This window comes from Companilactobacillus sp. FL22-3, from assembly GCF_054881455.1.
Genome location: NZ_JBTYYZ010000002.1, coordinates 12,676 through 35,125, shown reverse-complemented (window position 1 = coordinate 35,125; position 22,450 = coordinate 12,676). Strand labels below are relative to the sequence as shown.

The window sequence follows — 22,450 nt, the reverse complement described above, 5'->3', positions numbered from 1 at the left end:
CACAATTAAATTATTTTTCAAAATGGGCTTTCAGAAAATTGATTCTGAAGCCTTTTTTTGAAAACTTTTCTTCATACTCGGTTTCGATATTGTTCAAATTGAGACCTTCGTTATTATGAAGATCTAAAGAAAGTTCGTCAAATTTCATTCCGTAGTTGTTCATACTGATCAATGAGTATTCGAACAAACCTTGGTTGTCAGTTTTGAATTGTAAATAACCATCAGCTTTTAAAATATATTGGTACTGTTTCAAAAACGACTTATAAGTCAAGCGACGCTTTTCATGACGAGTTTTAGGCCAAGGATCAGAAAAGTTTAAGTAAACTCCATCAATTTCATCTTCGGCAAAATATTCAGAAAGGTCAGCTCCATTAGCTAACAACAATTGCAAGTTGGGTAATTTTAACTCAACTTGCTTTTTTAGTACTAAGGCAATGGCCCCTTCTTGAACTTCCATCGCAATATAATTATTTTGCGGATTTTGCTTAGCTAATTCGGTAATGAATCTGCCTTTACCTGACCCCACTTCAATGAATAAAGGTTGTTCCTTAGCAAAACGGCTTTGCCATTTACCTTGCATATTTTCCGGCTGAATGGCGATCAAATCAAGATTGTCATTGATCATATCCTTAGCCCAAGGTTTGTTTCTTAGTCGCATAAATATTAATTCTCTCCATTAATCTAAATATTTTTTCAATTGTCGAGGCATGTAGAAATAGTTAACAAAAATCAAAACAGCCAATCCAGCTACGATGATGATCAAACTATTCACGCTAATGCCAAACTTATAAAAAATTGCGATCGCACTGATCAACCATTGAATCGCTAAAATTGTCGTACTCAACTTGGTAAAATCTGCGATTTTAGTCTTCCCACTTATTGGATAAAGCCGTTGCATCAAATTTTGCATAACCTCTTTGAAATAAGGTTTGAGTTGGAAACCAACTAAGTAGATGAACAGCATTTCCACGATCAATGAGATGTAGAAATTATCAATCAAGACTAACATAATAGCCTGAATAATCGTCAGACGCAAGAACAATCCAATATATTCATTATTTCTAATAAAACCACGTGCAAATAAATACAAGTAAGTATTGCTTGAAGATAACTTGATTGGACTCAGTAAACCATCCAGCCATTTACGACGTCTGATCTTGCTATTAACACCAGGTACGTCAGTAAAGAGATTGTAGAATCGCTTGATTCTAAACATTCTTTGATTTTCAGTAGCAATAGCATATTCCCACTGCAATTGACCACTAGTTTCCAAAGTCTTAACTTGTGTATTCAAAAATAAATAATATACCACGGCCACAATTAATATCGTCCAGCTAAAGAAATAGACTGATACGACTAAAGCAAACAACAGTAATAGATTCGTCACTAACCGCAGCTTGACACTACCTAAATGAACTCGACCATACAGTTCCAATAAATCGACATTCAAGAAAGCTAACTTGTAGACGATTAAACCAATCGCAATTGCCACGATGTCGATGACTTTCATCCCCGCACCACGGGAAGCAAAGGCTGACAACAAGAAATTAACCAATGCGACTGTCACGATTGGCAAAAAGATACTATAGTTTTTGGCAGCTTTCAAATAATTAAAGAATTCTTTTTCCTTCACTAATAGGAAAGTACTATCTGGTTCTTCCAATAAAGTAGCAATGCCACCCACTTGTAACGTCAAAAATAATAAGACGATCACAATTGGTTTTCCCAAGATCAAAGGTTGATGAATCGTCCCTAAAAGATTAGAATACCAAAATCCTAAAGCACCGATGAGGACGATAAAAGCCAAGACAAAATTGTCGTTGAAAATCAGTCGCAGATATTTGAACTGATCCAGTTGATGTCTTCTTAAACGTTCACTCCACAATTCTTTCATTAGAGATCCTCGTTAGACATCTTGATATAAATATCATCCAAATTGGAATCTTGACCCATATCAAATTTATTCTTCAACTGATCTAAAGTACCATCGGCTCGTACTTGACCATGATTGATCAAAACAAATTTATCGGCGTGATCTTGAACTGTTGCCAAAACGTGTGTGGACATCAAAACGGAACAACCGGCCTTTTTCTTTGCTTCAACAATCTTCAACAAATCATTGACCGCCAAAGGATCTAGCCCAGTAAATGGTTCATCGATGATGAAAAGTGCTGCATCAGTCATGAAGGCACAAACGATCATTACCTTTTGCTTCATACCTTTGGAAAAGTTCTGTGGAAACCAATCTAACTTATTATCTAATCGGAAAGTCTTCAATAATTTGTTAGCATTTTCCCAAGTTTGATCGTGATCCAGGTCATAAGCCATAATCGTCAGATCAATGTGCTCTTTTAAAGTCAATTCTGGATAAAGGATTGGCATTTCTGGTACATAAGCGATCTTTTTACGATATTTTTCCACATCGTCATGCAAACTTATTCCATCAATTAGGATCTGACCGCCACGAGGAGTCAATAAGCCAATGATATGCTTAATTGTCGTAGATTTACCGGCACCGTTCAGACCAATCAAACCTACTACTTGACCATTTTCAACTGTAAAGGTTTCTTTTTTTAAAACTGATACTTGACCATATCCACCGGTCAATTCTTTTACTTCTAAAGTCATGGTTTAAACCACCTATATCTGTTTTTAATAATGTTATTATGATAGCATTATAGTAAATATTATGCTGTTTTTTGAAAGGAGAAATTTTTTATGGATGACTGCATTTTTTGTAAAATTATTAACAATGAAATTCCTAGTACCACTATCTATGAGGACGATGATATCAAAGCTTTCTTTGATATTTCTCAAGTGACGCCGGGACACACTTTGGTTGTTCCTAAAAAGCACGTTCAAGACATCTTTGCTTATGACGAAGATCTAGCTGCTCGTGTCTTCAAAAAAGTACCGATGATTGCACGTGCCATCAAAGCTTCTAATCCAAAGATCATTGGAATGAACATTTGCCAAAACAATGGCGAGATCGCCTATCAAAGTGTAATGCATTCACACATTCACTTAGTCCCTCGTTATTCAAAAGACGACGACTTCTCAATGCACTGGGGCGATAATACTGGCCTTGCAAGCAATGAGGAACTGCAAGCACGTGCCGACAAGATCAAACAAAACTTGGAGGACTAATATGAAATTTTTTGCAGGTTTTACAATTGGCTCGATTTCTGGAATCGCCATTCAATTATTTCAATCAAAAGACAAACTTACTAATCTCAATGATACCAAGTTATTAAAGAATATTAAAGATTTTAAAGACATCTTAGCTGATCTGCAAAAAAACTCAGCCGTAGTTCCAGAAGTTATGTCAGATCTCAAAAATGATTTGACGGAATACACTCAAAGCATACAACCTGACGTCTTGGAGCTACAAAATTCTTTACAAGAGTTACATGAAAATCTCGATAAGTTCAACAAAATGTAGAACTAAATATGAATTTTTTATGATTTTTTCTTAAAATGATAAACTATTCACTTTATTTTATGGTAGTCTTTTCAGTTGTAGACATATTAATTAAGGATGTGTAAAGATGAATAAACGATTAACTAAATGGATCTTGGCTATTGCCGGTCTATTTATGATTACTGTTGTAGCAGGTTGTTCAAGTAATAAAACTGTTGCCACGCTTAAAGGCGGCAGAATTACTCAACAAGAATACTACGATGAAATGAAGACTTCTTCAGCTGGTAAGCAAACATTGCAAACAATGGTAATTACTAAAGCTTTGGAAGACCAATATGGCAAGGATGTATCCACAAAACAAGTAAATAGTGAATACAACAAGTACAAGAGCCAATATGGTTCATCATTTAGTCAAATTCTTCAACAAAACGGTATGACAACTGCCCAATTTAAGAAGAATATTCGTACTAACCTTCTTACAAAAGTTGCTTTGAAGAAGAACAAGACTGTTACAAACAGCGACCTTAAGAAAGAATGGAAGAGTTACCAACCTAAGATTACTGTAGCTCAAATTCTTGTAAGTAAAGAAGACACTGCTAAAGAAGTTATTACTAAACTTCAAAACGGTGAAGACTTCAGTAAGCTAGCTAAAGAATATTCAACTGACTCAGCCACAAAGAACAATGGTGGTAAGATGGATGCTTTCGATAACGACAGCACAAGCGTTGATACAGACTTCAAGAAGGCTGCATACAAACTTGACAAAGTCGGCGATTACACAGAAACACCTGTTAAAACTTCATACGGTTACAGCGTAATCAAACTTCTTAAGAAACCTGCTAAGGGTAAGATGAGCGATCACACTGCTGAACTTAAATCTAAGATCTATGCTTCATGGATGCAAGATTCAACTGTAATGCAAAAAGTTATTTCTAAAGTCTTGAAGAAGGCTGATGTTTCAATTAAGGACAAAGACTTGAAGGATGTTCTTTCTGGTTATGTCTCATCATCTTCATCAAGTAAATAATGATGATTAACTTAAGATACCCAAAACTGGGTATCTTTTTTTTATCCTGAATATTAAAAATCGTCTGGCAAAGATTTTTTTATCCGACTATTAACTATTGATGAATGAAAAAGTTTGTTTTTTCTAAGATTATTTTGCAATAGCCCGATACAATTTGATCAATAATAATTATAATTAGAAGGGACATTAATAAGACGTGACTCAAGACGATTGCACCCTTTTTACCAAATAATCGTCTTTCAGGTCATGCTTTTATTAACCATAACTAATTATCTTTTGAAAAAGTCTTAACTTTTTTTGGGCGAATTATCCTTCAATAATTGCTGGCATCAGCCTTTTTAGACGAAACTATAGCTTGTTTTATCTTTGGCAACAACGCTATTATATGAGTGGAACAATATTCAGCTTTTATTAGGAGGACTATTTCTATGGCAATTAAACGAGTTAAAGATCCCTTAGTTTACAGACGAATTTTACTAGCTGTCGATGAGGATGACCAAGCTTCAACTACCAAGGCTTTTCGCTTTGCGATGACACTGGCTCAAGATTACGACGCTAACCTAGGAATTGTTTCTGTAATGGAAAGTGAAGATATAAATATTTTTGATTCTTTAACACCAACTAAAATTGATGAAAAACGAAAAGAATTAAATAAAACTATTGATTATTATGTCCAAGCTGCAAAAGATAATGGTTTGAGTAATGTCGAATCGCTGCCTTATGAGGGGGGCGACATCGACGATGTTATCTTAGATCGTGTGATTCCAGATTTTAATCCAGACTTGATCGTAACTGGTGCCGATACGCAAGCTCCTCACTCGAAAATTTCTGGTGCAATCGGACCTCGTTTAGCTAAACATGCACCTGTGTCAGTCATCGTCGTCCGTTAACGGGAACCTCACTAGTAGGATTAACATACTACGAAAAGAGGCCTTGTCACTTTGAAACACCAAAAGGATTCAGAACAAGAGAATAAATTCATTGAAGATACCGGAACGACTCGTAAAAGTCTCGATGAAATCAATGGATCCATTGAAGTACCCGACAATGCTGGCTACTTCAAAACACTTTTAGCATATACCGGACCTGGTGCTTTAATTGCCGTCGGTTATATGGACCCCGGAAATTGGATCACCTCGATCGGTGGTGGTGCTCAATTTAAGTACACTTTATTGAGCGTTGTTTTACTGTCCAGTTTAATTGCAATGCTCTTGCAAGCCATGTCAGCCCGCTTAGGTATCGTAACCGGACGAGACTTAGCCCAATTGACCCGAGACCGAACTTCAAAGACTGGTGGTCTAATTCTCTGGGTAATAACTGAACTAGCTATCATGGCGACTGACGTGGCCGAAATCATCGGTTCTGGTATCGCTTTGGAATTATTGTTTGGTTTCCCACTGATTGTCGGAATTACTATTACTGCCTTTGATGTCTTGATTTTATTATTCTTAATGCGTTTAGGATTTCATAAAATTGAAGCCATTGTGGCAACTTTAGTGGCGGTGATCTTATTTGTCTTTGCCTATGAAGTTTTCCTATCTAAACCTGATGCATTAGGCGTTTTAGGTGGTTACGTTCCTCGGGCAAAGATTTTGACCAACCAGCCAATGCTTTACATGGCATTAGGTATTGTTGGTGCAACCGTTATGCCCCACGATTTATACCTTGGTTCGTCAATCTCACAGACACGTAAATATGATATTCACGATGAAGCTTCGGTCAGAAAAACGATCCGTTTTACCATTGCTGATTCCAATATTCAACTGACGATTGCTTTTGTCGTTAACAGCCTCTTATTGATTTTAGGAGCTGCCTTATTCTTTGGTACCCACAGTGAATTAGGACGTTTTGTCGACTTGTTCAACGCTTTAAGCAATCCTAAAATCGTCGGTGCAATTGCCAGTCCGATGTTGAGTATGCTATTTGCAATCGCGCTGTTAGCATCTGGTCAAAGCTCAACTATTACTGGTACTTTAGCCGGACAAATGATCATGGAAGGTTTCATTCACTTACGGATGCCATTGTGGGCTCAACGTTTGCTCACTCGTTTGATCTCTATCACCCCTGTTTTGGCTTTTGCCATCTATTACAAAGGAAATGAGGCCAAAATTGAAAGCTTATTGACCTTCTCACAAGTATTCTTGTCTGTTGCCTTGCCATTTGCCATGATTCCGTTAATTCTCTTTACTAGCGATAAGAAACTAATGGGACCTTTTGCCAATCGCCCTTGGGTCAAATATTTATCTTGGATCATTGCTGTTATCTTAATTATTTTAAATATTCAGTTGATTTGGCAAACTTTATTTTAAATTCTAGTGGTTAAAACACAATTCTAGACCTAAAAATCCACCTGATTCTAAACCTTAGAATCAGATGGATTTTTTATTATGCTTTATTGTGATTATAAAATGAACGGTTATCTAAACCAAAGATTCTCTCAGAGAATTGACCTTTATCAGTCTTTTCCAAGGCTTTAGTGATCATGTTGATTGAAGCATCCATCATATCAATTTCATGCAAAACTTCTGCTTCCAATAACTTAGGACGCTCTGGTGAACCATATTCTAACAAGCCATGATGCGAGAGGATCATGTGCCGCAAAAGAATCATATCTTCACTATCTAAGTTGATTTTCAAATCCTCTGCCGCCTTAACGATCTCCTCGTCAACAATCGTAATATGACCTAGCATATTACCCTCAAAGGTATATTCGATATCCAAATTGCCTGTCAATTCAATAATTTTGCCAAAATCGTGCAAGCAGGCTCCTGCAATCAATAAGGCTCGGTCAATTTGAGGATAGAGGTCAGATATTTTTTCAGCTATCCGAACCATGCTCAAAGTATGATAGGCTAAACCACCCTGAAAATCATGATGATTGACTTTGGCTGCCGCACTTGTAAAGAAGCGGTCATGATACTTTTTGAATAGATATCTCACAATTCGATTCCAGGCACCATTAGTGATCTGTAAAAAGATGTCATCAAACTCAGCTTCCATTTCAACTCGTTTTATAGGTGCTGTCTGCACAAACTGTGACATGTCTACCGTATTAGGATCTAATAGTCCTAGACGAGTGATATTGACTTGAGGCTTGCCTTGATACAAGTCACGACGTCCTTCTAGTTGTACCACGGTACCAACTTTAAAGCGCTTGGCGTCCTCTTCACTGGCATCCCAATATTTCCCAGGGATTTGACCAGTCTTATCTTCAAAGACTAATGACAAGAAGTTTTTACCATTTTTAACCAAACGAAAGTCTGATCGTTTGATGATCACCTCTAAACTCATATCGTCGCCCTTATTAAAATCAATTATATGCTTCAACAACTTCTGGTTCCTCCAACTTCAAAATATGGTCATCAGGAATTTCCTTAGGTTGGTTCGCAGTTACGTAAATTACCTGATTAGTCTTGGCGATTTCCTTAATTAATTTGAAAACATTCTCGGTTCGAGAGAGGTCAAAATCAACAAAGGCATCGTCGATCAATATTGGCAATTTGATCAAGTCAGAAATTTCGGTCACAAAAGCCAATCTCAAGGCAAGATACAACTGAATCGTAGTCGCCTTTGATAACTCATGGACGTCAAAATTATTCTTGGTCGCACTCATTACAGCAATATTCTTATCTTTAAAGTTAATTTTGACATAGTGACCATCGGTCAACAAGTTGAAATATTGCGTAGCTTGAGCAATCATCTTAGGATAACGGTTTTCTGTAGCAATATTGAGCATATTCCGAATCCATTCACTGGCTAACTTGTGCGAGATCCATTCGTCATAATTATCAATAATATCTGCTTTATTCTGAGCCAACTCGGCCACAATATGTTGATATTGCTGATTATCGAAGATCTGTTGCATCTGTTCTTTCAGGGAACCCATCTGTCGACTCAACTGGTTATTCTTGTCAGATAAAGCATCTTTTTGAGCCACCGCCTGATTTAATTCACTCAACAACTGATCATGCGTAGCATATTTTTGTAATAATTCCAGATCATTGCCCAAAAAGGCTTGATCTTGCTTGATTTCAGTCAGGAATTTTTGATTTTCAACTTGTTGGGTATGCATGCGGGTAAAAGCATTCATATTGACAGCTTGGTACTTTTGAAGAATGGCAAAAATCTCTTGATTTAACTCTTTCAAACGAACTGTCCGTTCTTGATCGACCCGCTCATTTTCGGCTTTATTTTGTTCTGCTAAATCAGCCTTAGCTTTGATCTGATCCAAACGGTTAAAGTATTTTTCAATTTGTTCATTGTAATTATCGTCACGATAAGATTCATCGATCACATTCAATTCCAATAAAATCTTCCGCCATTTATTCAAGTCAACTTCAATTGATTTGATACCGTCAACCAGACCATTTTGGGTCGTATGATAATTATCGAGGGCAATTACCGTACCTTGAATGCCTAAAATAACTTCCCGTTTTAAACCTTGATAGCCTTTTTGTTTGATAAAGTCATACTTTTCAAAATCATCAGTTCCATTTTGTTGTTCTTGATACCAGTACCAGACACCACCAGCAATCGCGGCAATGATGAACGGCCAGCGAAGTGGATTGACGATAAAGGCCAGAATCACAGCAACCCCACAGACTATTAGCGGCAAATTGTTGCTCTTTTTAGCACTTGGGGTCAGTTTTTCGATCTCATCCCCAGTCAATGGCAACATGTGCTCTGTCAATTCCGGATGATTTTGGAACAATTGATCAACTTGTGTATCAACTTTCAACAGCTTGGAATTCATATCATCGCGGTGAAATTGCAGATTCTGCAACTCAAACTTCTGGTTACGGACATAGTCCAAACGTGTTTGATTGATCTGGTAATTATTTAAAATATTCTTCTCAACATTATCCAAATCGGCTAATTTGTTAGTTGTGGATGTCTCTTTCAATGTACTTAGTTCTTGATTGGCTTGAAGAACCCGCTCCCAATCCCCACTATCGATCACTGGAGTGGCGGTTTGTTGAAAATGATTATTTTGTTGAAAACGCTCGTACCGAAGCCACTTCTTATCTAAATTACGCAGATTATTTTCAGTTGCACTCGCCTGTTTTAACGATTGTTCATTCTTTTCAAACTCATTCTGGGTTGCTTGCAACTCTTGTTCAACTCTTTGATAAGCTACCTGCTGATTTTCAATTTCAGATTTTTGGCTCAACAGCTCGTCTCGACGTTTCAAGTCAACTGTTAGCGTTTGCTTTTGACCACGTGGTTTGTATATATCGTCAGCAACGTGCTCAATGTTGTCAGCGGCGACTAACCATTCCTTACTCCCGACCGCTCCAATCGACATGATCTCTGTTTCAAGCTTCTTTTCATCGAGACCATAAATCGACAAAATATTCTTATCATCAAAGAGATGAGTACTTTCGTAATCTTCCTTATTAAAACTGCCAACAATTTCTGTCAGCAAACTATTAGGAACTAACTGATCGTCATGGTATAAGGTCAACTCTCCGTCGCCTTTACCATCAACTCTTTTGACCGTCCAAAAGCTGCCATCTGAAGCCTTAAAAATCAACTCGCCGCCATACTTACTGCCATTATGGGGTTTATATTGTAAAAACTTGTTCTCGCCTCGTGCGGAGGCAAAGCCAAACAAAATACTCTCAATAAAATGCAACAATGTCGTTTTACCGGCCTCGTTGGCTCCAAAAATAACTTGATAATCTTGTTCAAAGTTAAACTTTTGGTCGACCCATTTGCCGAAGCCATAAATATTCGCCTTAACTAATTTCACGATTATTCTCCAGTATATTTTTGATTAATTGTATTGCGAGTCATTTCCGTTATAACTTTCAAGAAATCCGGATCGTTGATATGATCACGAATGATACTTGATGAATACAATTTAGTATCTAAATCTTTGATTTTGTCTAAATCAATTGTCATCCTTTGGGCTTCATCCCAATATCGTTGATCAATTTGAGCCAATTGTGGATTGTCATTAAACTTCAAATAAATTTTATAGAGGACACTTGCAGTCTCCATTTGATTGAAATGCTGCAAGACTTCATTTCGTTCTACCGTCTTTAGAACATCGCTATTTAAGTTTTGAGCATTGTTGATCGTCAACGTCAATAGCACATTAGACGTCACTAACAAATCTGAGATCCGAGTGATCAAAGAATCAACAGTATCATCGCTCTTAGCATTCAAGACAGCCTTATCCCACGTATAAACGCTGCTCTTAACGAATTTTAATTCAGTTTGATGATTTGCTTGTGAAACAATATAAAAGCCCTTAGGAGTCGTATCGTTTTGATTACGGCCTTGAATATCGCCAGAATATACTACAAGAGGATTTTGGTGAAGGATCTGCCGTTTATGAATATGGCCTAAAGCCCAGTAATCATAACCTTTAGCTAACAATTCACTGACTTGAAAAGGTGCATAATTATCGTCACCAACACCAGCATGCAAAATCCCAATCTGATAATCGAAATCCCCACGCTGTGGATACTCTTGAATCATCGCCTGATTAACATGTTGTTGATGATAGCTAAAACCAGTCAAACCAACTCTTTGACCATCTTGAGTCACCTGTTCAAAAGTCTGAACTTCTTCACCAAAAACTTTTACATTGCTTGGAAACTTTACGACAGCAAAATTATTCCGATAATAATCATGATTACCGTAAATTAAATAAACCTTAATATCGGCCTGATTCAACTTTTCAAATTCATCACGCAAAAACATCTGGGCTTTTAATGAGCTGTCCGTATCATCAAAAATGTCCCCCGCTAGAATCACAAAATCGACCTTCTGTTCGATCGCAGTGGTAAACATTTGCTTAGCAGCTTGATAAGTCGATTGTTGTAACTGTTTTTGCAGATCTTTTGAAAAATTGCTAATGCCGACAAAAGGTGTATCTAAATGTAAGTCTGCTGCATGCAAAAATTTCATTTTAAAGCTCCCTTGTAAAAGAAAAGGACTTGAGCAAATTACTTAAGCCCTAAGTCCTTGTTATTAATTTTGATAAATTTCAGCGATAGGTTTTGAAATGATCTTGTTCAATTCATCCATCATTGAGTTCATCTTTTGCTCTTTTTCCATTAAGTTTTGGATTTCAGTGTAATTTGAAAGTTGGTCTGTTAATTCACGCATTGCATTAATGTCTTCGTCAGTAATTTCTTGACCTTGCATTTGCTTTTGTTGAAGTTCAAATTGTTTATTTTGTACTTTGTCAAAAAGCTTGTAAGCGAGGTCGTTGGCTTTAACAGCTTCGAAAGCAAGCTTTAATTCAGCAACCTCTGTTGTCTTTCTCAAATCTTGTTCGAGTTGATTAGCACTATCGTAAATGTTCATAAAGTCCTCCTATTGACCAAAAAAGTTCTTAATATCATTATACCATTGTGAAGCTTTATTTTTAATGTTGTTTACTCCATCTTGAATAGATTTAGTAATATCTGAATTGCCACTATCGGAATTATTGTCCTCAGCTAATTTAGCTGCATCTTTAACTCCAAAATCAGTTTCTTCTGTATCTGGTAAAATACCCGTCATCTCATCTTTGAACAAGGCAGATAAACCATTTTCACTTGCTCCAGGCAAGAAATGATCTTTATCCGTCTTGTCAAAACCGATCCAACTGGCAACAACTACGTCTGGCGTGTAACCGATCATCCACTGATCTTTAGTTCCAGCATAGCCGTATGAATCAGGAACTTCGGTACTACCAGTTTTACCAGCAATCTGATAGTTTAATGGCTTCGCTAGTTTACCAGTTCCCTCGTTATAAACGCCTAGCATCATACTAGTCATTTCTTTAGCAGTATTCTTACTAATAATCTGTTTGTTTGATGTGTCGGTATTATTCACGATCACAGTTCCCGTTGAATCAACGATTTTAGTAATAAAGTGAGTATTGGCCAACTTACCTTCATTGGCAAAGGCCGTATAAGCTCGTGCCATTTGTAAAGGATTGACCCCTGTCGTCAACCCACCCAGTGCCAAAGCTAAGTTTTGGTCATTTTTATGAACTTTGATACCGAAGTTCTCGACTGAATCCACACCCTTTTTCACACCGATCTTATCGAGTAAAGCCACGGCAGGAATATTCTCACTTTGATAGAGGGCTTTATACATTGGGATAGTCTTTGAATACAAGCCATCCGCATTAGTTGGGGCATACTTATTCTTACCAAAAGTCGTGATTTCATTAGGAAGCTCTGAATCATAACTGTAACCATTCTCAATTGCTGGCGTATAGACAGCTAATGGTTTGATAGTTGAACCAGGTTGTCGTTGCATTTGACTTGAGGTAGCACGATTATAACCACGGAAAGTATGGTCGCCTCGACCACCAACAACAGCCAAAATACCGCCATTCTTAGGATTGACCGCAATAGAAGCCCCTTGGACTTTAGTACCATCGCTGGCATTAGATGGGAAGAGATAACTTTTATCAAACGTCGACTGCATTGAACTTTGCATTTTTTGATCAAGCGTCGTGTAGATCTTATAGCCCTTGTTCAAAATATCGTCTTCCTTTAAGCCATACTTGTTGACCGCTTCATCGATGACGGCGTCAAAGAAATAAGGATATTTGTACGAACTGCTGACTTCATAATTGTCATTCACACTGATAGGCGTATTCTTATAATATGAGGCCTGTGAAGCTGTCAATTTCTGATTTTGGACCATCAAATCGAGAACCAAATTACGTCTGGCAGTTGAATTTTTCAAACTATCGATAGGATTATAAGCATTTGGTGCTTTCAATATCCCGGCTAAAACCGCAGCTTCAGCTGGATCAAGTTCAGAAGCATTTTTCCCAAAATACTTTTCGGACGCATCTTGAACGCCCCAGACTCCGTTACCAAAGTATGCGTTGTTCAGATACATCGTGATGATTTCTTTTTTAGAATACACATGATTGATTTCAATCGATAAGAAAAGTTCCTCACCTTTTCTTGAAAGTGTCTGTTTTTGTGTCAAAAGCGAATTCTTAGCCAACTGTTGGGTCAAAGTACTACCACCACCGGAAATACCATGATGGATCAAATATCCCAAAGCAGCTCTAATATAACCTTTGATACTGAATCCTGGATTGGTCCAAAATGTTCGGTCTTCAGTTGAAGTAACAGCATTTTGGATATTTTTGGAAATCTTGTCGTAACTAACATACGTACCTTTGTTAGCGTATAATTGACCGGCATTATCGCCGTCTTTATCGATAATTGTCGTCTTTGTTTGTAAAGATGACTGTAAATCTTGAACGTTGCTAGTTTTAGCCTTAAAAGTCCAGTAACTACTCAAAACTAAAATTAACGTTAAAACCAGTAAGATTATCCAACGAGTTAATTGGAATCTCTTCCAGTATTTCTTGATAAAGGACCAAGCAACTAGTAATTTGGGTTTTAACCAATCCCAAAAACCATTGTTATTATTCATTGTTTAAATACCTCTGTATAAGAACAAATTTTATCACATTATTGCTCTATTTTATAAATTACTCGCAGAATCTTTAAGGAGTCGACACCAAATGTACCAAAAAATTGTGACCTATCACCGCGAAAACAATGAAGTTCTTACACTTCGAGAGCTCTTAAAAAAATGGCTCATTCCCAAAAAATGGCAACATTTTTTTAGAATCCAACAAGACGTTTTGATCAACGGACATTACCAGCCTTTCAATACAATTGTCAATGACCGCGACCAAATTACGTTGAATTTTAATTTTCCACCACGAAGCGCCCAAACTTATTTACCGGGCAACGACAATGTAGACATAGTCTATGAAGATAACGACATCCTAATAGCTAATAAACCGGCGGGAAAAAAGACTCACCCCAATCTTGCTAGTGAAAGTGACTCCTTAATGAACGATGTTGAATCATACTTAAAGAATGGTCATCCCTATATGGTCCATCGCATCGACATGGAGACCTCAGGTTTAGTCTTGATCAGTAAAACTCCTTACCTGGTCCCTATCTTTAATCGCCAGCTCAGCACTAAGACGCTCCATCGAGAATACCTGGCGTTAGTAAACTTAGACAGCCCCATCCAAAACAGTGGCACGATCGACCTTCCCATTGCTCAAGACCCGACCGACGTCCGCAAAAGAATTGTCGCAACAGATGGTCTCAGCGCCCAAACAGATTTTCAAGTCATCAAAAAAACCTCAAAATTTGCCTTACTAAAATTGAATCTACACACGGGTCGAACTCATCAGCTACGAGTTCATTTAGCATTTAATCACTGGCCGATCGTCAATGATCCACTCTACAATCCTCATCCAAAAAAAGGTGAAATGGCTCTTTTCGCCCACAAATTAACCTTTCAGCAACCTTTCTCCAATCAAAATAAAATTATTCAAGCAAAGTTATCAGAAAATATGTATAATTTAATATGTGCTGATTTAAAGCAACCAAAAAGCTCACCTAATCCCGACAATTAGGTGAGCTCTTCTTTTATGTTCAGAAAGAAGTTTTAGGAGTGATTTTTTCATGACTCTTTCTGAGATAAACTATCGTTAAAAGACTGACATAACTAGTTTGATAATCGCCCCGACAGCAATTAAGAAAATATACGTTACGGAGAATTTACCGACAGCTTTGATTACTAAAGGATAAGTTTTGGTTTTCACTTGTTCCTTCAGATAAGGACGAAAGTCGTCCCAGATGTTTGGATAAAGCAGCACGATCAATAGTGTAATGTAAGGTACTACTTTTGTTAAAGCTAAAATTGGCACTAATAGGAAGGCTAATGACCAACTAGCTTTGAATAAACTCAAAGCGTTGGCTCTACCAATTCTAGCCACCAAAGTATGGCGACCATTTTTTACGTCTGCTTCAAGGTCCGAAGTGCCATTACTCAACTCTGCACAGAAAAAGGCAAAAGTATTAGGTAAACTGACTAGGATTACCGAAATGGCAGTACTTGAATCAAACTTAGCTGTTCCCCCTAGCCCTAAATAAGTATAGGCTAAAGGAATTAGCTGGCTAATGGCAATAGCCACCGCTGCTTCCCCAAAGATAGTTGAGTTCAGTGGCTTAGGACCTGCTGAATATAACAAACCGATTGCTACCCCAATGACACCAATCACAAGAGTAACCCAACCCGTCCGATAAATCAGAAAAACCCCAATAATTAATGGAAAAATGGCCAAACCGAGCATCCATTTTTTGACTATTGCCAGTGATTCACGATTAATACCAATAGTGCTGATTTTTTGGCGATACTCTTCACTTTTTGAGTTCTTATAATCCATATAATTATTGTGAAAGTTAATAAATAAATGAATAAAGAAGACGGCCACAAAACCTAAAATTCCGTTTAAAAAATTGAAGGTTCCGTAATTTAAATAAGTAAAACAGATTGCTAATATAAACCACGCCACGTCTAGCGTGGTCGTTTTTATCTCTGAAAGTTCGTCAAAAAGTTGTCTATTCAAAACTAATCCACCTTACATTTCTTCTGGAGCTTTAACCCCTAGAAGTCCCAATGACATTTGTAAGACGATTGAAACTGATTTAACTAAAGCTAATCTGGCTTGTAGACCATCATCGTCTGCCAAAATCTTGCTGTGAGCATAGTATTGGTTAAAACTCTTGGCAAGTTTGAGAACATATTTGGCAACTACAGAAGGTTCATATTCTTTAGCAGCACGTTCTACGACATTTGGGAAATCTTGGAGTAATTTGATTGTATCCCAAGCTTCAGGATCTGTCACTGCAAGGTCTTTTCCGTCACCAAAGTTAACTTCTTTTGCTTTTCTCAAAATACTCAAGGCACGGGCATTTGTATATTGAACATAAGGACCAGTTTCACCTTCAAAACGAACAACTTCTTCAAGATTAAAGTCGAAACTATCACGACGGTCATTCTTCAAATCATGGAAGACAACCGCACCGACACCAACTGCTTCGGCCACGGCATCTTTATTCTTAAGATCTGGGTTCTTTTCTTCGATTTGTTTCTTAGCAAGATCTACCGCATCGTTAAGCACGTTTTCGAGCAAGATAACACGACCAGAACGCGTTGAAAGTTTCTTACCGCCAGTTGTGATCAAACCAAATGGGATGTAATCAATATCATCTGACCAATCGTAGCCCATCTTCTTCAAAACGATCTTTAATTTCTTAAAGTGTTCTGCTTGTTCTGAACCAACAACGTAAAGTGATTTAACAAAGTCGAAGGTGTCTTTACGGTACTTAGCAGCAGCCAAGTCACGAGTGATGTAAAGTGTGGCACCGTCAGTCTTCTTGATCAAAGCTGGTGAGAGATCGTATTCTGACAAGTCAACGATTTCAGCACCACGACTTTCTTTGAGCAAACCTTTTTCTTCAAGTGTATCAACGATGGCATCCATCTTGTCGTTGTAGAATGATTCACCAGTAAAGTGGTCGAATTGAACATCTAGTCGATCGTAGATCTTTTGGAATTCCTTTAGTGAAAGATCTTTGAACCATGACCACAATGCCAAAGCTTCTTCATCGCCATCTTCCATCTTCTTGAACCATGCACGAGCTTCATCGTCTAATTCTGGTTTCTCTTCAGCTTCCTTGTGGAAACGAACGTAATACTTCAAAAGGTTATTGATAGGATCAGCTTCAACTTCTTCAACTGAACCCCAAAGTTTGTAACCAACGATCAATTTACCGAATTGAGTTCCCCAATCACCCAAGTGATTGATCTTAACTGGTTGATAATTTAGTTTTGAAATAATCTTAGCAATGGAATTACCAATTACAGTTGAACGTAAGTGACCCATTGACATTGGTTTAGCAATATTAGGTGATGACATATCGATTGGCACATTACGGCCTTTACCATCATCAGCATTACCATATTGATCTTTTTGAGTTAAGACTTCGTGTAAGACGTCTTCTGAAAAGGATTTTTTATCAAGGAAGAAGTTGATATATGCTCCAGTGTTAACTACCTTTTCAAAATCAGTGGCATCAATTTTGCCAACTAATTCTTCAGCGATCATGTTAGGAGCCTTGTGCATTGTCTTTGCCAAAATAAAAGTTGGGAATGCGTAATCGCCAAGATCAGATGTCTTAGGTTTTTCAATCAAATCAGCAACTTGTTGCTCTGTAATTTCTGCTGGTAAAACTTGCTTTAATGCCTTTACTACTTGTTGTTTAAAATCCATATTTTCCTCCTTTAGATAAAAAAAACGCCTCTTTTAATAAACAATTCGTTTATTAAAAGAGACGAGATTTCCCGCGGTACCACTCTAATTGATTAATATCCACTCATTAATTGTATTATTTAAATTTAAGAAGAAGGGTGCGACTCGATCTTAAAATTGACTAACTCTCACCAACCATAGTCTCGCTGAAATTCTACTGATCAATTAATCCTTCTTTTGCAAAAATATGATAGCACATAAAATTCACAATAACAATAATTATTTGTGAATAACTGTTCCCTTGTTACCGGCAATAATCTCTTTAACATCATCAAGAGCACCGATAACTGCAGGCTTACCAGTAGCTTTTACAAAGGCTACAGCAGCTTGTACTTTAGGCATCATACTGCCTTTAGCAAATTCATCATTGTCAATATGTTTTTGAATCTCATCAGCAGTTACATCAAAAATCTCTTCTTGATCAGGCTTGCCAAAGTTATAGAATACCCCACCAACAGAAGTTAAGATAATCAATTGATCAGCATCGACCAATTGAGCAATCTTAGAAGCACCAAAATCTTTATCGATAACTGCTTCTTTACCGATCAAACGGTCGCCATCTTTAACAACAGGAATACCGCCACCACCAGCAACGATTGGAATAACACCTGCTTTTGAGATAGCTTCAATGGCTGGATATTCATTGATTTCAACTGGTTTTGGTGAAGGAACAACACGACGATATCCACGACCAGCATCTTCAACGATCGTCCAGTCAGGATGTTCAGCTTCTAGACTAGGAACTTCATCCTCTGTATAAAATGGTCCAATTGGTTTTGTAGGATCGCTGAAAGCTGGATCATCTTTATCAACAATTGTTTGTGTGATCAAAGTTACGACTTGTTTGTCGATATTATTCTTCAACATAACTTCTTTCATAGCGTTTTGGAACCAGTAACCGATACTACCTTCAGTCATTGCTCCACAAGTATCTAGTGGCAAAGCTGGATTCTTTTCACTATCAGCAGCTGCTTGTTGCAATAGCAAATTACCAACTTGTGGGCCATTACCGTGAGTGATGATCAAATCTTTGTCACTCTTAACAAATTCAACTAGTGATTCACAAGTCTTTTTAACAGCAAGTTGTTGAGCTTTGGCACTTGCGTCAGTACTCAAAATAGCATTGCCACCTAGGGCAACAACGACACGTTCTTTTGTCATAATATCTTTCTCCTCAAAACATCGTAAGTTTTAATTTTTTTGTAAGTAGTCTCCCAAAATTGCTAATCCCTTAGTCAAAGTTTCATGAGGTGCACAGTAACCTAGTCTGGCATAGCCGGGCACATCGAAAGCTTCACCTGGCACTAATAGAACTCCAGTATCCTTCAATAGATCACGACAGAAATCTAAACTCGACTTCTTAGTCTCTAGTTTGACGAAAGAAGTTGAAACACCATTTGGAAAGACGCAGCTAATTTTTGGAGTCTTTTCGACCCAATCTTTAAAGTAAGCTAAATTATCCAAAACGATTTTCTTATTTCTTGCCAAGACTTTATCTCTATTTTCCAAAATCAAGCAGGCCATTTGATCACTGAAAACACCTGAACAGATCATCGTATAATCACGATACTTACGGAAAATATCCGCTAATTCACTATTGGTAGCTGTCCATCCTACACGAATACCTGGCATTGAATATGTTTTTGAAAGGGAATTTGTTGAGATTCCTTTATCATAGAGATCAATGATTGGTGCAAAATCAACTGAATCATCGAAAGGCAAGTAAACCTCATCGACTAAAATATATGCGCCAACTGACTTAGCAACTTCCACGACTTGTTCCAAGAACTTCTTATCGAGGATCGTTCCAGTCGGATTATTGGCATTATTGATACAAATCATCTTGGTATTTGGTCGAATCAAGGATTTCAGTTCCTCAATATCGGGATACCAATTTTTATCTTCACGTAATTTCCAAAAGCTGACTTCTGCGCCAAGAGAACGTGGAATATCATACAGCTGTTGATAACTTGGATAGACACTGATGACATGATCGCCTGGTTCGATCAATGAGTAAATGGCCAAAAGATTGGCTCCAGTTGCACCATTGGTCTGCAAAATATTATCAGGGTCAACATTCTTATAGAGTCGACTGACCTCTTTTTTAAAAGTTGGTGATCCTTCGATCCAACCATAATTCATTTTCTGTTCATCAAGTTGTTGATAAATATCAGCTTGAGTCAACTGTTGAATTTCATTCATTGAAAATGATGTAATTGTACTTTGAGCTAAATCATACTTAGCTTCTCTTTCATGAACATTTAACCATTCTTCGACGCCAAACCCTGGTATCTTCATAAAAACACTTCCTAAATTTTGATTGATCCAGTAGCAACCATAACGATACTGATGATTGCAAAGGCTACTATCAAGATAGACCAGATTATTTCTGAAGTTGTTAGTTTTCCACCATCAAGGTTGTAATCTTTCTTAGCCCGATAATAGAAATAAATTCCTGGTAAATAACCGATACAAACTAACATCAAGAAATGTAAACCAGCTAAGATGATCGCAATAATTTGAAAGCCGGCTGTGAATATACCAATCCACAGTTGCTTAGTTTCTTTTCTTTCCCATGAGAATTTGATTTGGAATAAACCAACAAAAATATAACAAACAACGATTGCAGCTGTACAAAGTGATAACGCAAAATTATACGCTTCACTTGAGAACAAAAGAATGACCAAGAAGACTTGAATCAAACTGGCTGTTAGGATTAACGAGAACGTTGGTGCACCATTTTTATTCTTACGTCCAAACGATGCGGGTAACATTTTCTCTTCCGCCATTAACATTGTCGTATCTGCTGGCAACATCGTCCATGATAGCCAAGAACCCAGAATGGCAATAATTAGACCTATACCAATAAAGGCACCGCCCCATTTACCGACCATATCTTGGAAGATATACAACATTGCTGGTTGATTGATTTTTGCCAATTCATTTTGAGACATATAACCGTATGGTAAAACTGAAGCCAAAACATAAATTACTAACAAACTGATGATACCAATGATTGTAGCTTTACCAGCTTCGCTCTTATCACGAGCTCTGGATGAAAGCATACTTGCACCTTCAACACCAACGAAAACCCACATCATGATCATCAAACATGATCTAAATTGAGTCGTCAAATCGGCTTTTCCAGCCACGCCACTAGCCACATTGGACCAGAAGTGAGCGGTAAAGATACCGCCTTTGAAGACGAAAATGGCAACGACGATGAAAGCGAATAATGGGATCAACTTACAGATTGTAATAATTGTGTTCATTGCCGCAGCTGATTCAACACCACGATTTACGATAAAGGTCAAAGACCATGAAACGATACTGGCAAAAATAATTGATGGTATGTTTTGACCACCTTTAAATATAGGAAAGAAGTAGCCCAGCGAACTCATCAAAACAGTCGCAAAAGCCACGTTTCCTAACCAAGCACTTAGCCAATAGCCCCAGCCACTGACAAATCCGGCAAAATTACCGAATCCAGCTTGAGCGTATGCTTGGATACCTTCTGACTCTGGTTTTTTCAATAATAGATTGTTTAAAGACATGGCTAACATCATAATTCCGAAGCCAACAACGATCCAAGCCAAAAGGACAGGTCCTGGAGCTGCTCCACCAGCAAGTGAACTAGTTAAAGTAAAAACTCCTGATCCAATCGAACTAGTGACTACCGCAGCCGTTAATGCTCCAAGTGATAGACCCTTTTTTTCTTCCATATTAATCATTCCTTTTTTTATTTACAGAATGAAAAAAGAGCCAACCATTAAGATTAGCTCTTCTCCAATAACTGATTAAACCTTAGGGATGAACAAGTTACCTAGAGTTGCCGCCATAATGGCTTTAATGGAGTGCATTCTGTTTTCAGCTTCTTCAAATTGACGTGCATATTTGCTTCTGAAGACTTCGTCTGTGACTTCCATTTCACTAAGACCATACTTAGCCTTGATGTCTTGTCCATACTTAGTATTTGTATCATGGAAAGCTGGTAGACAGTGCATGAAGATGATTTGATCATCTGGTTGACCTGTCTTTTTAATCATATCCATATTTACTTGATATGGTTTGAGCAATTTGATTCTTTCGTCCCATTGACTCTCTTCACCCATTGATACCCATACGTCAGTGTAAAGAATATTTGTGCCTTTCACACCTTCATCGATATTGTCAGTGATCATGAACTTGCTGCCAGACTTATCTGCATAAGCTTTAGCAGTATCGATCACGCTTTGATCTGGGAATAGTTCCTTAGGTGCAACGATGTGAATGTTTACACCAAGCATTGAACCCGTAACTAAGAAACTGTTAGCCATGTTGTTACGACCATCACCAACGAAAGTCAAAGTCTTACCTTTAATGCTGCCGAATGTTTCCTTCATTGTCATGAAGTCAGCTAGCATTTGTGTTGGATGCCATTCATCAGTTAAACCATTCCAAACTGGAACGCCTGAGAACTTAGCCAAATCTTCAACGGCTTTTTGTGAAAAGCCACGGAATTCGATTCCGTCAAACATACTGCCCAATACACGAGCTGTATCTTCAACACTTTCCTTACCACCAAGTTGAATATCATTTGCACCTAAGAATTCTGGGTGAGCACCCAAGTCGATAGCTGCTGTTGTAAAGGCTGAACGTGTACGAGTTGAATTCTTTTCGAATAGCAAAGCAATGTTCTTGCCTTCTAGGTAGTGATGAGGAATGCCCTTTTTCTTAAGAGCCTTCAAGTGAATTGCAAAATCAATTAAATATTCTAATTCAGCTGGTGTGTAGTCTTTTTCTGCTAAAAGACTTCTGCCTTGAAATACTGAGTTTTCTTTACCTTTATAGTCCAAAATCATTCCTC

20 protein-coding genes are annotated in these 22,450 nt (G+C 37.7%); 6 read left to right on the top strand and 14 right to left on the bottom strand.

All coding sequences use genetic code 11. The features are described from left to right. Positions 1–10: 10 nt before the first annotated feature. The 3 genes from trmB to ACYT32_RS02120 are packed head-to-tail and all read right to left on the bottom strand — an operon-like array spanning position 11 to position 2,628. Positions 11–658, bottom strand: coding sequence for a tRNA (guanosine(46)-N7)-methyltransferase TrmB (trmB, locus tag ACYT32_RS02130; protein ID WP_395264200.1), 648 nt, complete (start codon positions 656–658; stop codon positions 11–13). Between the two features lie 18 nt (positions 659–676). Beyond that, positions 677–1,894: an ABC transporter permease gene (locus ACYT32_RS02125; RefSeq protein WP_395264199.1), complete on the bottom strand. Its 1,218-nt coding sequence runs from the start codon at positions 1,892–1,894 to the stop codon at positions 677–679. Further along, positions 1,894–2,628, bottom strand: coding sequence for an ABC transporter ATP-binding protein (locus ACYT32_RS02120; RefSeq protein ID WP_395264198.1), 735 nt, complete (start codon positions 2,626–2,628; stop codon positions 1,894–1,896). The genes ACYT32_RS02125 and ACYT32_RS02120 overlap by 1 nt, the downstream gene beginning before the upstream one ends. A 90-nt stretch (positions 2,629–2,718) precedes the next feature. Here ACYT32_RS02120 and ACYT32_RS02115 point away from each other — a divergent pair, with 90 nt between their 5' ends. The 5 genes from ACYT32_RS02115 to ACYT32_RS02095 all read left to right on the top strand — a co-directional run bounded on the left by ACYT32_RS02115 (position 2,719) and on the right by ACYT32_RS02095 (position 6,757). Further along, entirely contained in the window at positions 2,719–3,147 is a 429-nt protein-coding gene (locus ACYT32_RS02115) for an HIT family protein (RefSeq protein WP_395264197.1), read from the top strand. Between the two features lies 1 nt (position 3,148). Further along, on the top strand, positions 3,149–3,442 hold the full coding sequence (locus ACYT32_RS02110) for a hypothetical protein (protein WP_395264196.1): 294 nt from the start codon (positions 3,149–3,151) through the stop codon (positions 3,440–3,442). Positions 3,443–3,548: 106 nt separating this feature from the next. Beyond that, on the top strand, positions 3,549–4,448 hold the full coding sequence (locus ACYT32_RS02105) for a peptidylprolyl isomerase PrsA (protein WP_395264195.1): 900 nt from the start codon (positions 3,549–3,551) through the stop codon (positions 4,446–4,448). A gap of 428 nt (positions 4,449–4,876) precedes the next feature. Further along, a complete protein-coding gene (locus ACYT32_RS02100) occupies positions 4,877–5,338 on the top strand; it encodes a universal stress protein (protein ID WP_395264194.1) in 462 nt (153 codons plus the stop codon). Between the two features lie 51 nt (positions 5,339–5,389). After that, positions 5,390–6,757 (top strand): Nramp family divalent metal transporter, encoded by a 1,368-nt coding sequence (locus ACYT32_RS02095; RefSeq protein ID WP_395264193.1) that lies wholly within the window; start codon positions 5,390–5,392, stop codon positions 6,755–6,757. Positions 6,758–6,833: 76 nt separating this feature from the next. Here the strand turns inward: ACYT32_RS02095 and ACYT32_RS02090 are convergent, their stop codons facing one another. The 5 genes from ACYT32_RS02090 to ACYT32_RS02070 all read right to left on the bottom strand — a co-directional run bounded on the left by ACYT32_RS02090 (position 6,834) and on the right by ACYT32_RS02070 (position 13,856). Beyond that, positions 6,834–7,739 (bottom strand): 3'-5' exoribonuclease YhaM family protein, encoded by a 906-nt coding sequence (locus ACYT32_RS02090; RefSeq protein WP_395264468.1) that lies wholly within the window; start codon positions 7,737–7,739, stop codon positions 6,834–6,836. Positions 7,740–7,758: 19 nt separating this feature from the next. Next, the gene (locus ACYT32_RS02085) at positions 7,759–10,200 is read right to left on the bottom strand and encodes an AAA family ATPase (RefSeq protein ID WP_395264192.1); all 2,442 of its coding nucleotides are present in this window, start codon (positions 10,198–10,200) and stop codon (positions 7,759–7,761) included. Positions 10,201–10,202: 2 nt separating this feature from the next. After that, positions 10,203–11,366, bottom strand: coding sequence for a metallophosphoesterase family protein (locus tag ACYT32_RS02080; protein WP_395264191.1), 1,164 nt, complete (start codon positions 11,364–11,366; stop codon positions 10,203–10,205). Between the two features lie 63 nt (positions 11,367–11,429). Beyond that, positions 11,430–11,768, bottom strand: coding sequence for a YlbF family regulator (locus ACYT32_RS02075; RefSeq protein ID WP_395264190.1), 339 nt, complete (start codon positions 11,766–11,768; stop codon positions 11,430–11,432). A gap of 9 nt (positions 11,769–11,777) precedes the next feature. Further along, entirely contained in the window at positions 11,778–13,856 is a 2,079-nt protein-coding gene (locus tag ACYT32_RS02070; RefSeq protein ID WP_395264189.1) for a PBP1A family penicillin-binding protein, read from the bottom strand. Between the two features lie 91 nt (positions 13,857–13,947). On the opposite strand from ACYT32_RS02070, the gene ACYT32_RS02065 reads away from it, so the two are divergent. Beyond that, positions 13,948–14,862 carry an RluA family pseudouridine synthase gene (locus tag ACYT32_RS02065; RefSeq protein WP_395264188.1) on the top strand — a complete coding sequence of 305 codons (915 nt, stop codon included), beginning with the start codon at positions 13,948–13,950 and terminating at the stop codon, positions 14,860–14,862. A 75-nt stretch (positions 14,863–14,937) separates the two neighbouring features. Here the strand turns inward: ACYT32_RS02065 and ACYT32_RS02060 are convergent, their stop codons facing one another. The 6 genes from ACYT32_RS02060 to argF all read right to left on the bottom strand — a co-directional run bounded on the left by ACYT32_RS02060 (position 14,938) and on the right by argF (position 22,445). Beyond that, on the bottom strand, positions 14,938–15,858 hold the full coding sequence (locus tag ACYT32_RS02060; protein WP_395264187.1) for a prenyltransferase: 921 nt from the start codon (positions 15,856–15,858) through the stop codon (positions 14,938–14,940). Positions 15,859–15,870: 12 nt separating this feature from the next. Then, a complete protein-coding gene (gene argS, locus ACYT32_RS02055) occupies positions 15,871–17,565 on the bottom strand; it encodes an arginine--tRNA ligase (protein WP_395264186.1) in 1,695 nt (564 codons plus the stop codon). 258 nt (positions 17,566–17,823) lie between these two features. After that, on the bottom strand, positions 17,824–18,765 hold the full coding sequence (arcC, locus tag ACYT32_RS02050) for a carbamate kinase (protein ID WP_395264185.1): 942 nt from the start codon (positions 18,763–18,765) through the stop codon (positions 17,824–17,826). A 30-nt stretch (positions 18,766–18,795) separates the two neighbouring features. Beyond that, entirely contained in the window at positions 18,796–19,902 is a 1,107-nt protein-coding gene (locus ACYT32_RS02045) for an aminotransferase (protein WP_395264184.1), read from the bottom strand. A gap of 11 nt (positions 19,903–19,913) precedes the next feature. Beyond that, the gene (gene arcD / locus ACYT32_RS02040) at positions 19,914–21,326 is read right to left on the bottom strand and encodes an arginine-ornithine antiporter (RefSeq protein WP_395264183.1); all 1,413 of its coding nucleotides are present in this window, start codon (positions 21,324–21,326) and stop codon (positions 19,914–19,916) included. 75 nt (positions 21,327–21,401) lie between these two features. After that, on the bottom strand, positions 21,402–22,445 hold the full coding sequence (argF, locus tag ACYT32_RS02035) for an ornithine carbamoyltransferase (protein ID WP_461793350.1): 1,044 nt from the start codon (positions 22,443–22,445) through the stop codon (positions 21,402–21,404). Between the last annotated feature and the right edge of the window lie 5 nt (positions 22,446–22,450).

Bases quoted from the DNA above. Each gene is read 5' to 3' on its own strand.
- trmB (WP_395264200.1), bottom strand. From the start codon at position 658: ATGCGACTAAGAAACAAACCTTGGGCTAAGGATATGATCAATGACAAT.
- ACYT32_RS02125 (WP_395264199.1), bottom strand. From the start codon at position 1,894: ATGAAAGAATTGTGGAGTGAACGTTTAAGAAGACATCAACTGGATCAG.
- ACYT32_RS02120 (WP_395264198.1), bottom strand. From the start codon at position 2,628: ATGACTTTAGAAGTAAAAGAATTGACCGGTGGATATGGTCAAGTATCA.
- ACYT32_RS02115 (WP_395264197.1), top strand. From the start codon at position 2,719: ATGGATGACTGCATTTTTTGTAAAATTATTAACAATGAAATTCCTAGT.
- ACYT32_RS02110 (WP_395264196.1), top strand. From the start codon at position 3,149: ATGAAATTTTTTGCAGGTTTTACAATTGGCTCGATTTCTGGAATCGCC.
- ACYT32_RS02105 (WP_395264195.1), top strand. From the start codon at position 3,549: ATGAATAAACGATTAACTAAATGGATCTTGGCTATTGCCGGTCTATTT.
- ACYT32_RS02100 (WP_395264194.1), top strand. From the start codon at position 4,877: ATGGCAATTAAACGAGTTAAAGATCCCTTAGTTTACAGACGAATTTTA.
- ACYT32_RS02090 (WP_395264468.1), bottom strand. From the start codon at position 7,739: ATGAGTTTAGAGGTGATCATCAAACGATCAGACTTTCGTTTGGTTAAA.
- ACYT32_RS02080 (WP_395264191.1), bottom strand. From the start codon at position 11,366: ATGAAATTTTTGCATGCAGCAGACTTACATTTAGATACACCTTTTGTC.
- ACYT32_RS02075 (WP_395264190.1), bottom strand. From the start codon at position 11,768: ATGAACATTTACGATAGTGCTAATCAACTCGAACAAGATTTGAGAAAG.
- ACYT32_RS02070 (WP_395264189.1), bottom strand. From the start codon at position 13,856: ATGAATAATAACAATGGTTTTTGGGATTGGTTAAAACCCAAATTACTA.
- ACYT32_RS02065 (WP_395264188.1), top strand. From the start codon at position 13,948: ATGTACCAAAAAATTGTGACCTATCACCGCGAAAACAATGAAGTTCTT.
- argS (WP_395264186.1), bottom strand. From the start codon at position 17,565: ATGGATTTTAAACAACAAGTAGTAAAGGCATTAAAGCAAGTTTTACCA.
- arcC (WP_395264185.1), bottom strand. From the start codon at position 18,765: ATGACAAAAGAACGTGTCGTTGTTGCCCTAGGTGGCAATGCTATTTTG.
- ACYT32_RS02045 (WP_395264184.1), bottom strand. From the start codon at position 19,902: ATGAAGATACCAGGGTTTGGCGTCGAAGAATGGTTAAATGTTCATGAA.
- arcD (WP_395264183.1), bottom strand. From the start codon at position 21,326: ATGGAAGAAAAAAAGGGTCTATCACTTGGAGCATTAACGGCTGCGGTA.
- argF (WP_461793350.1), bottom strand. From the start codon at position 22,445: ATGATTTTGGACTATAAAGGTAAAGAAAACTCAGTATTTCAAGGCAGA.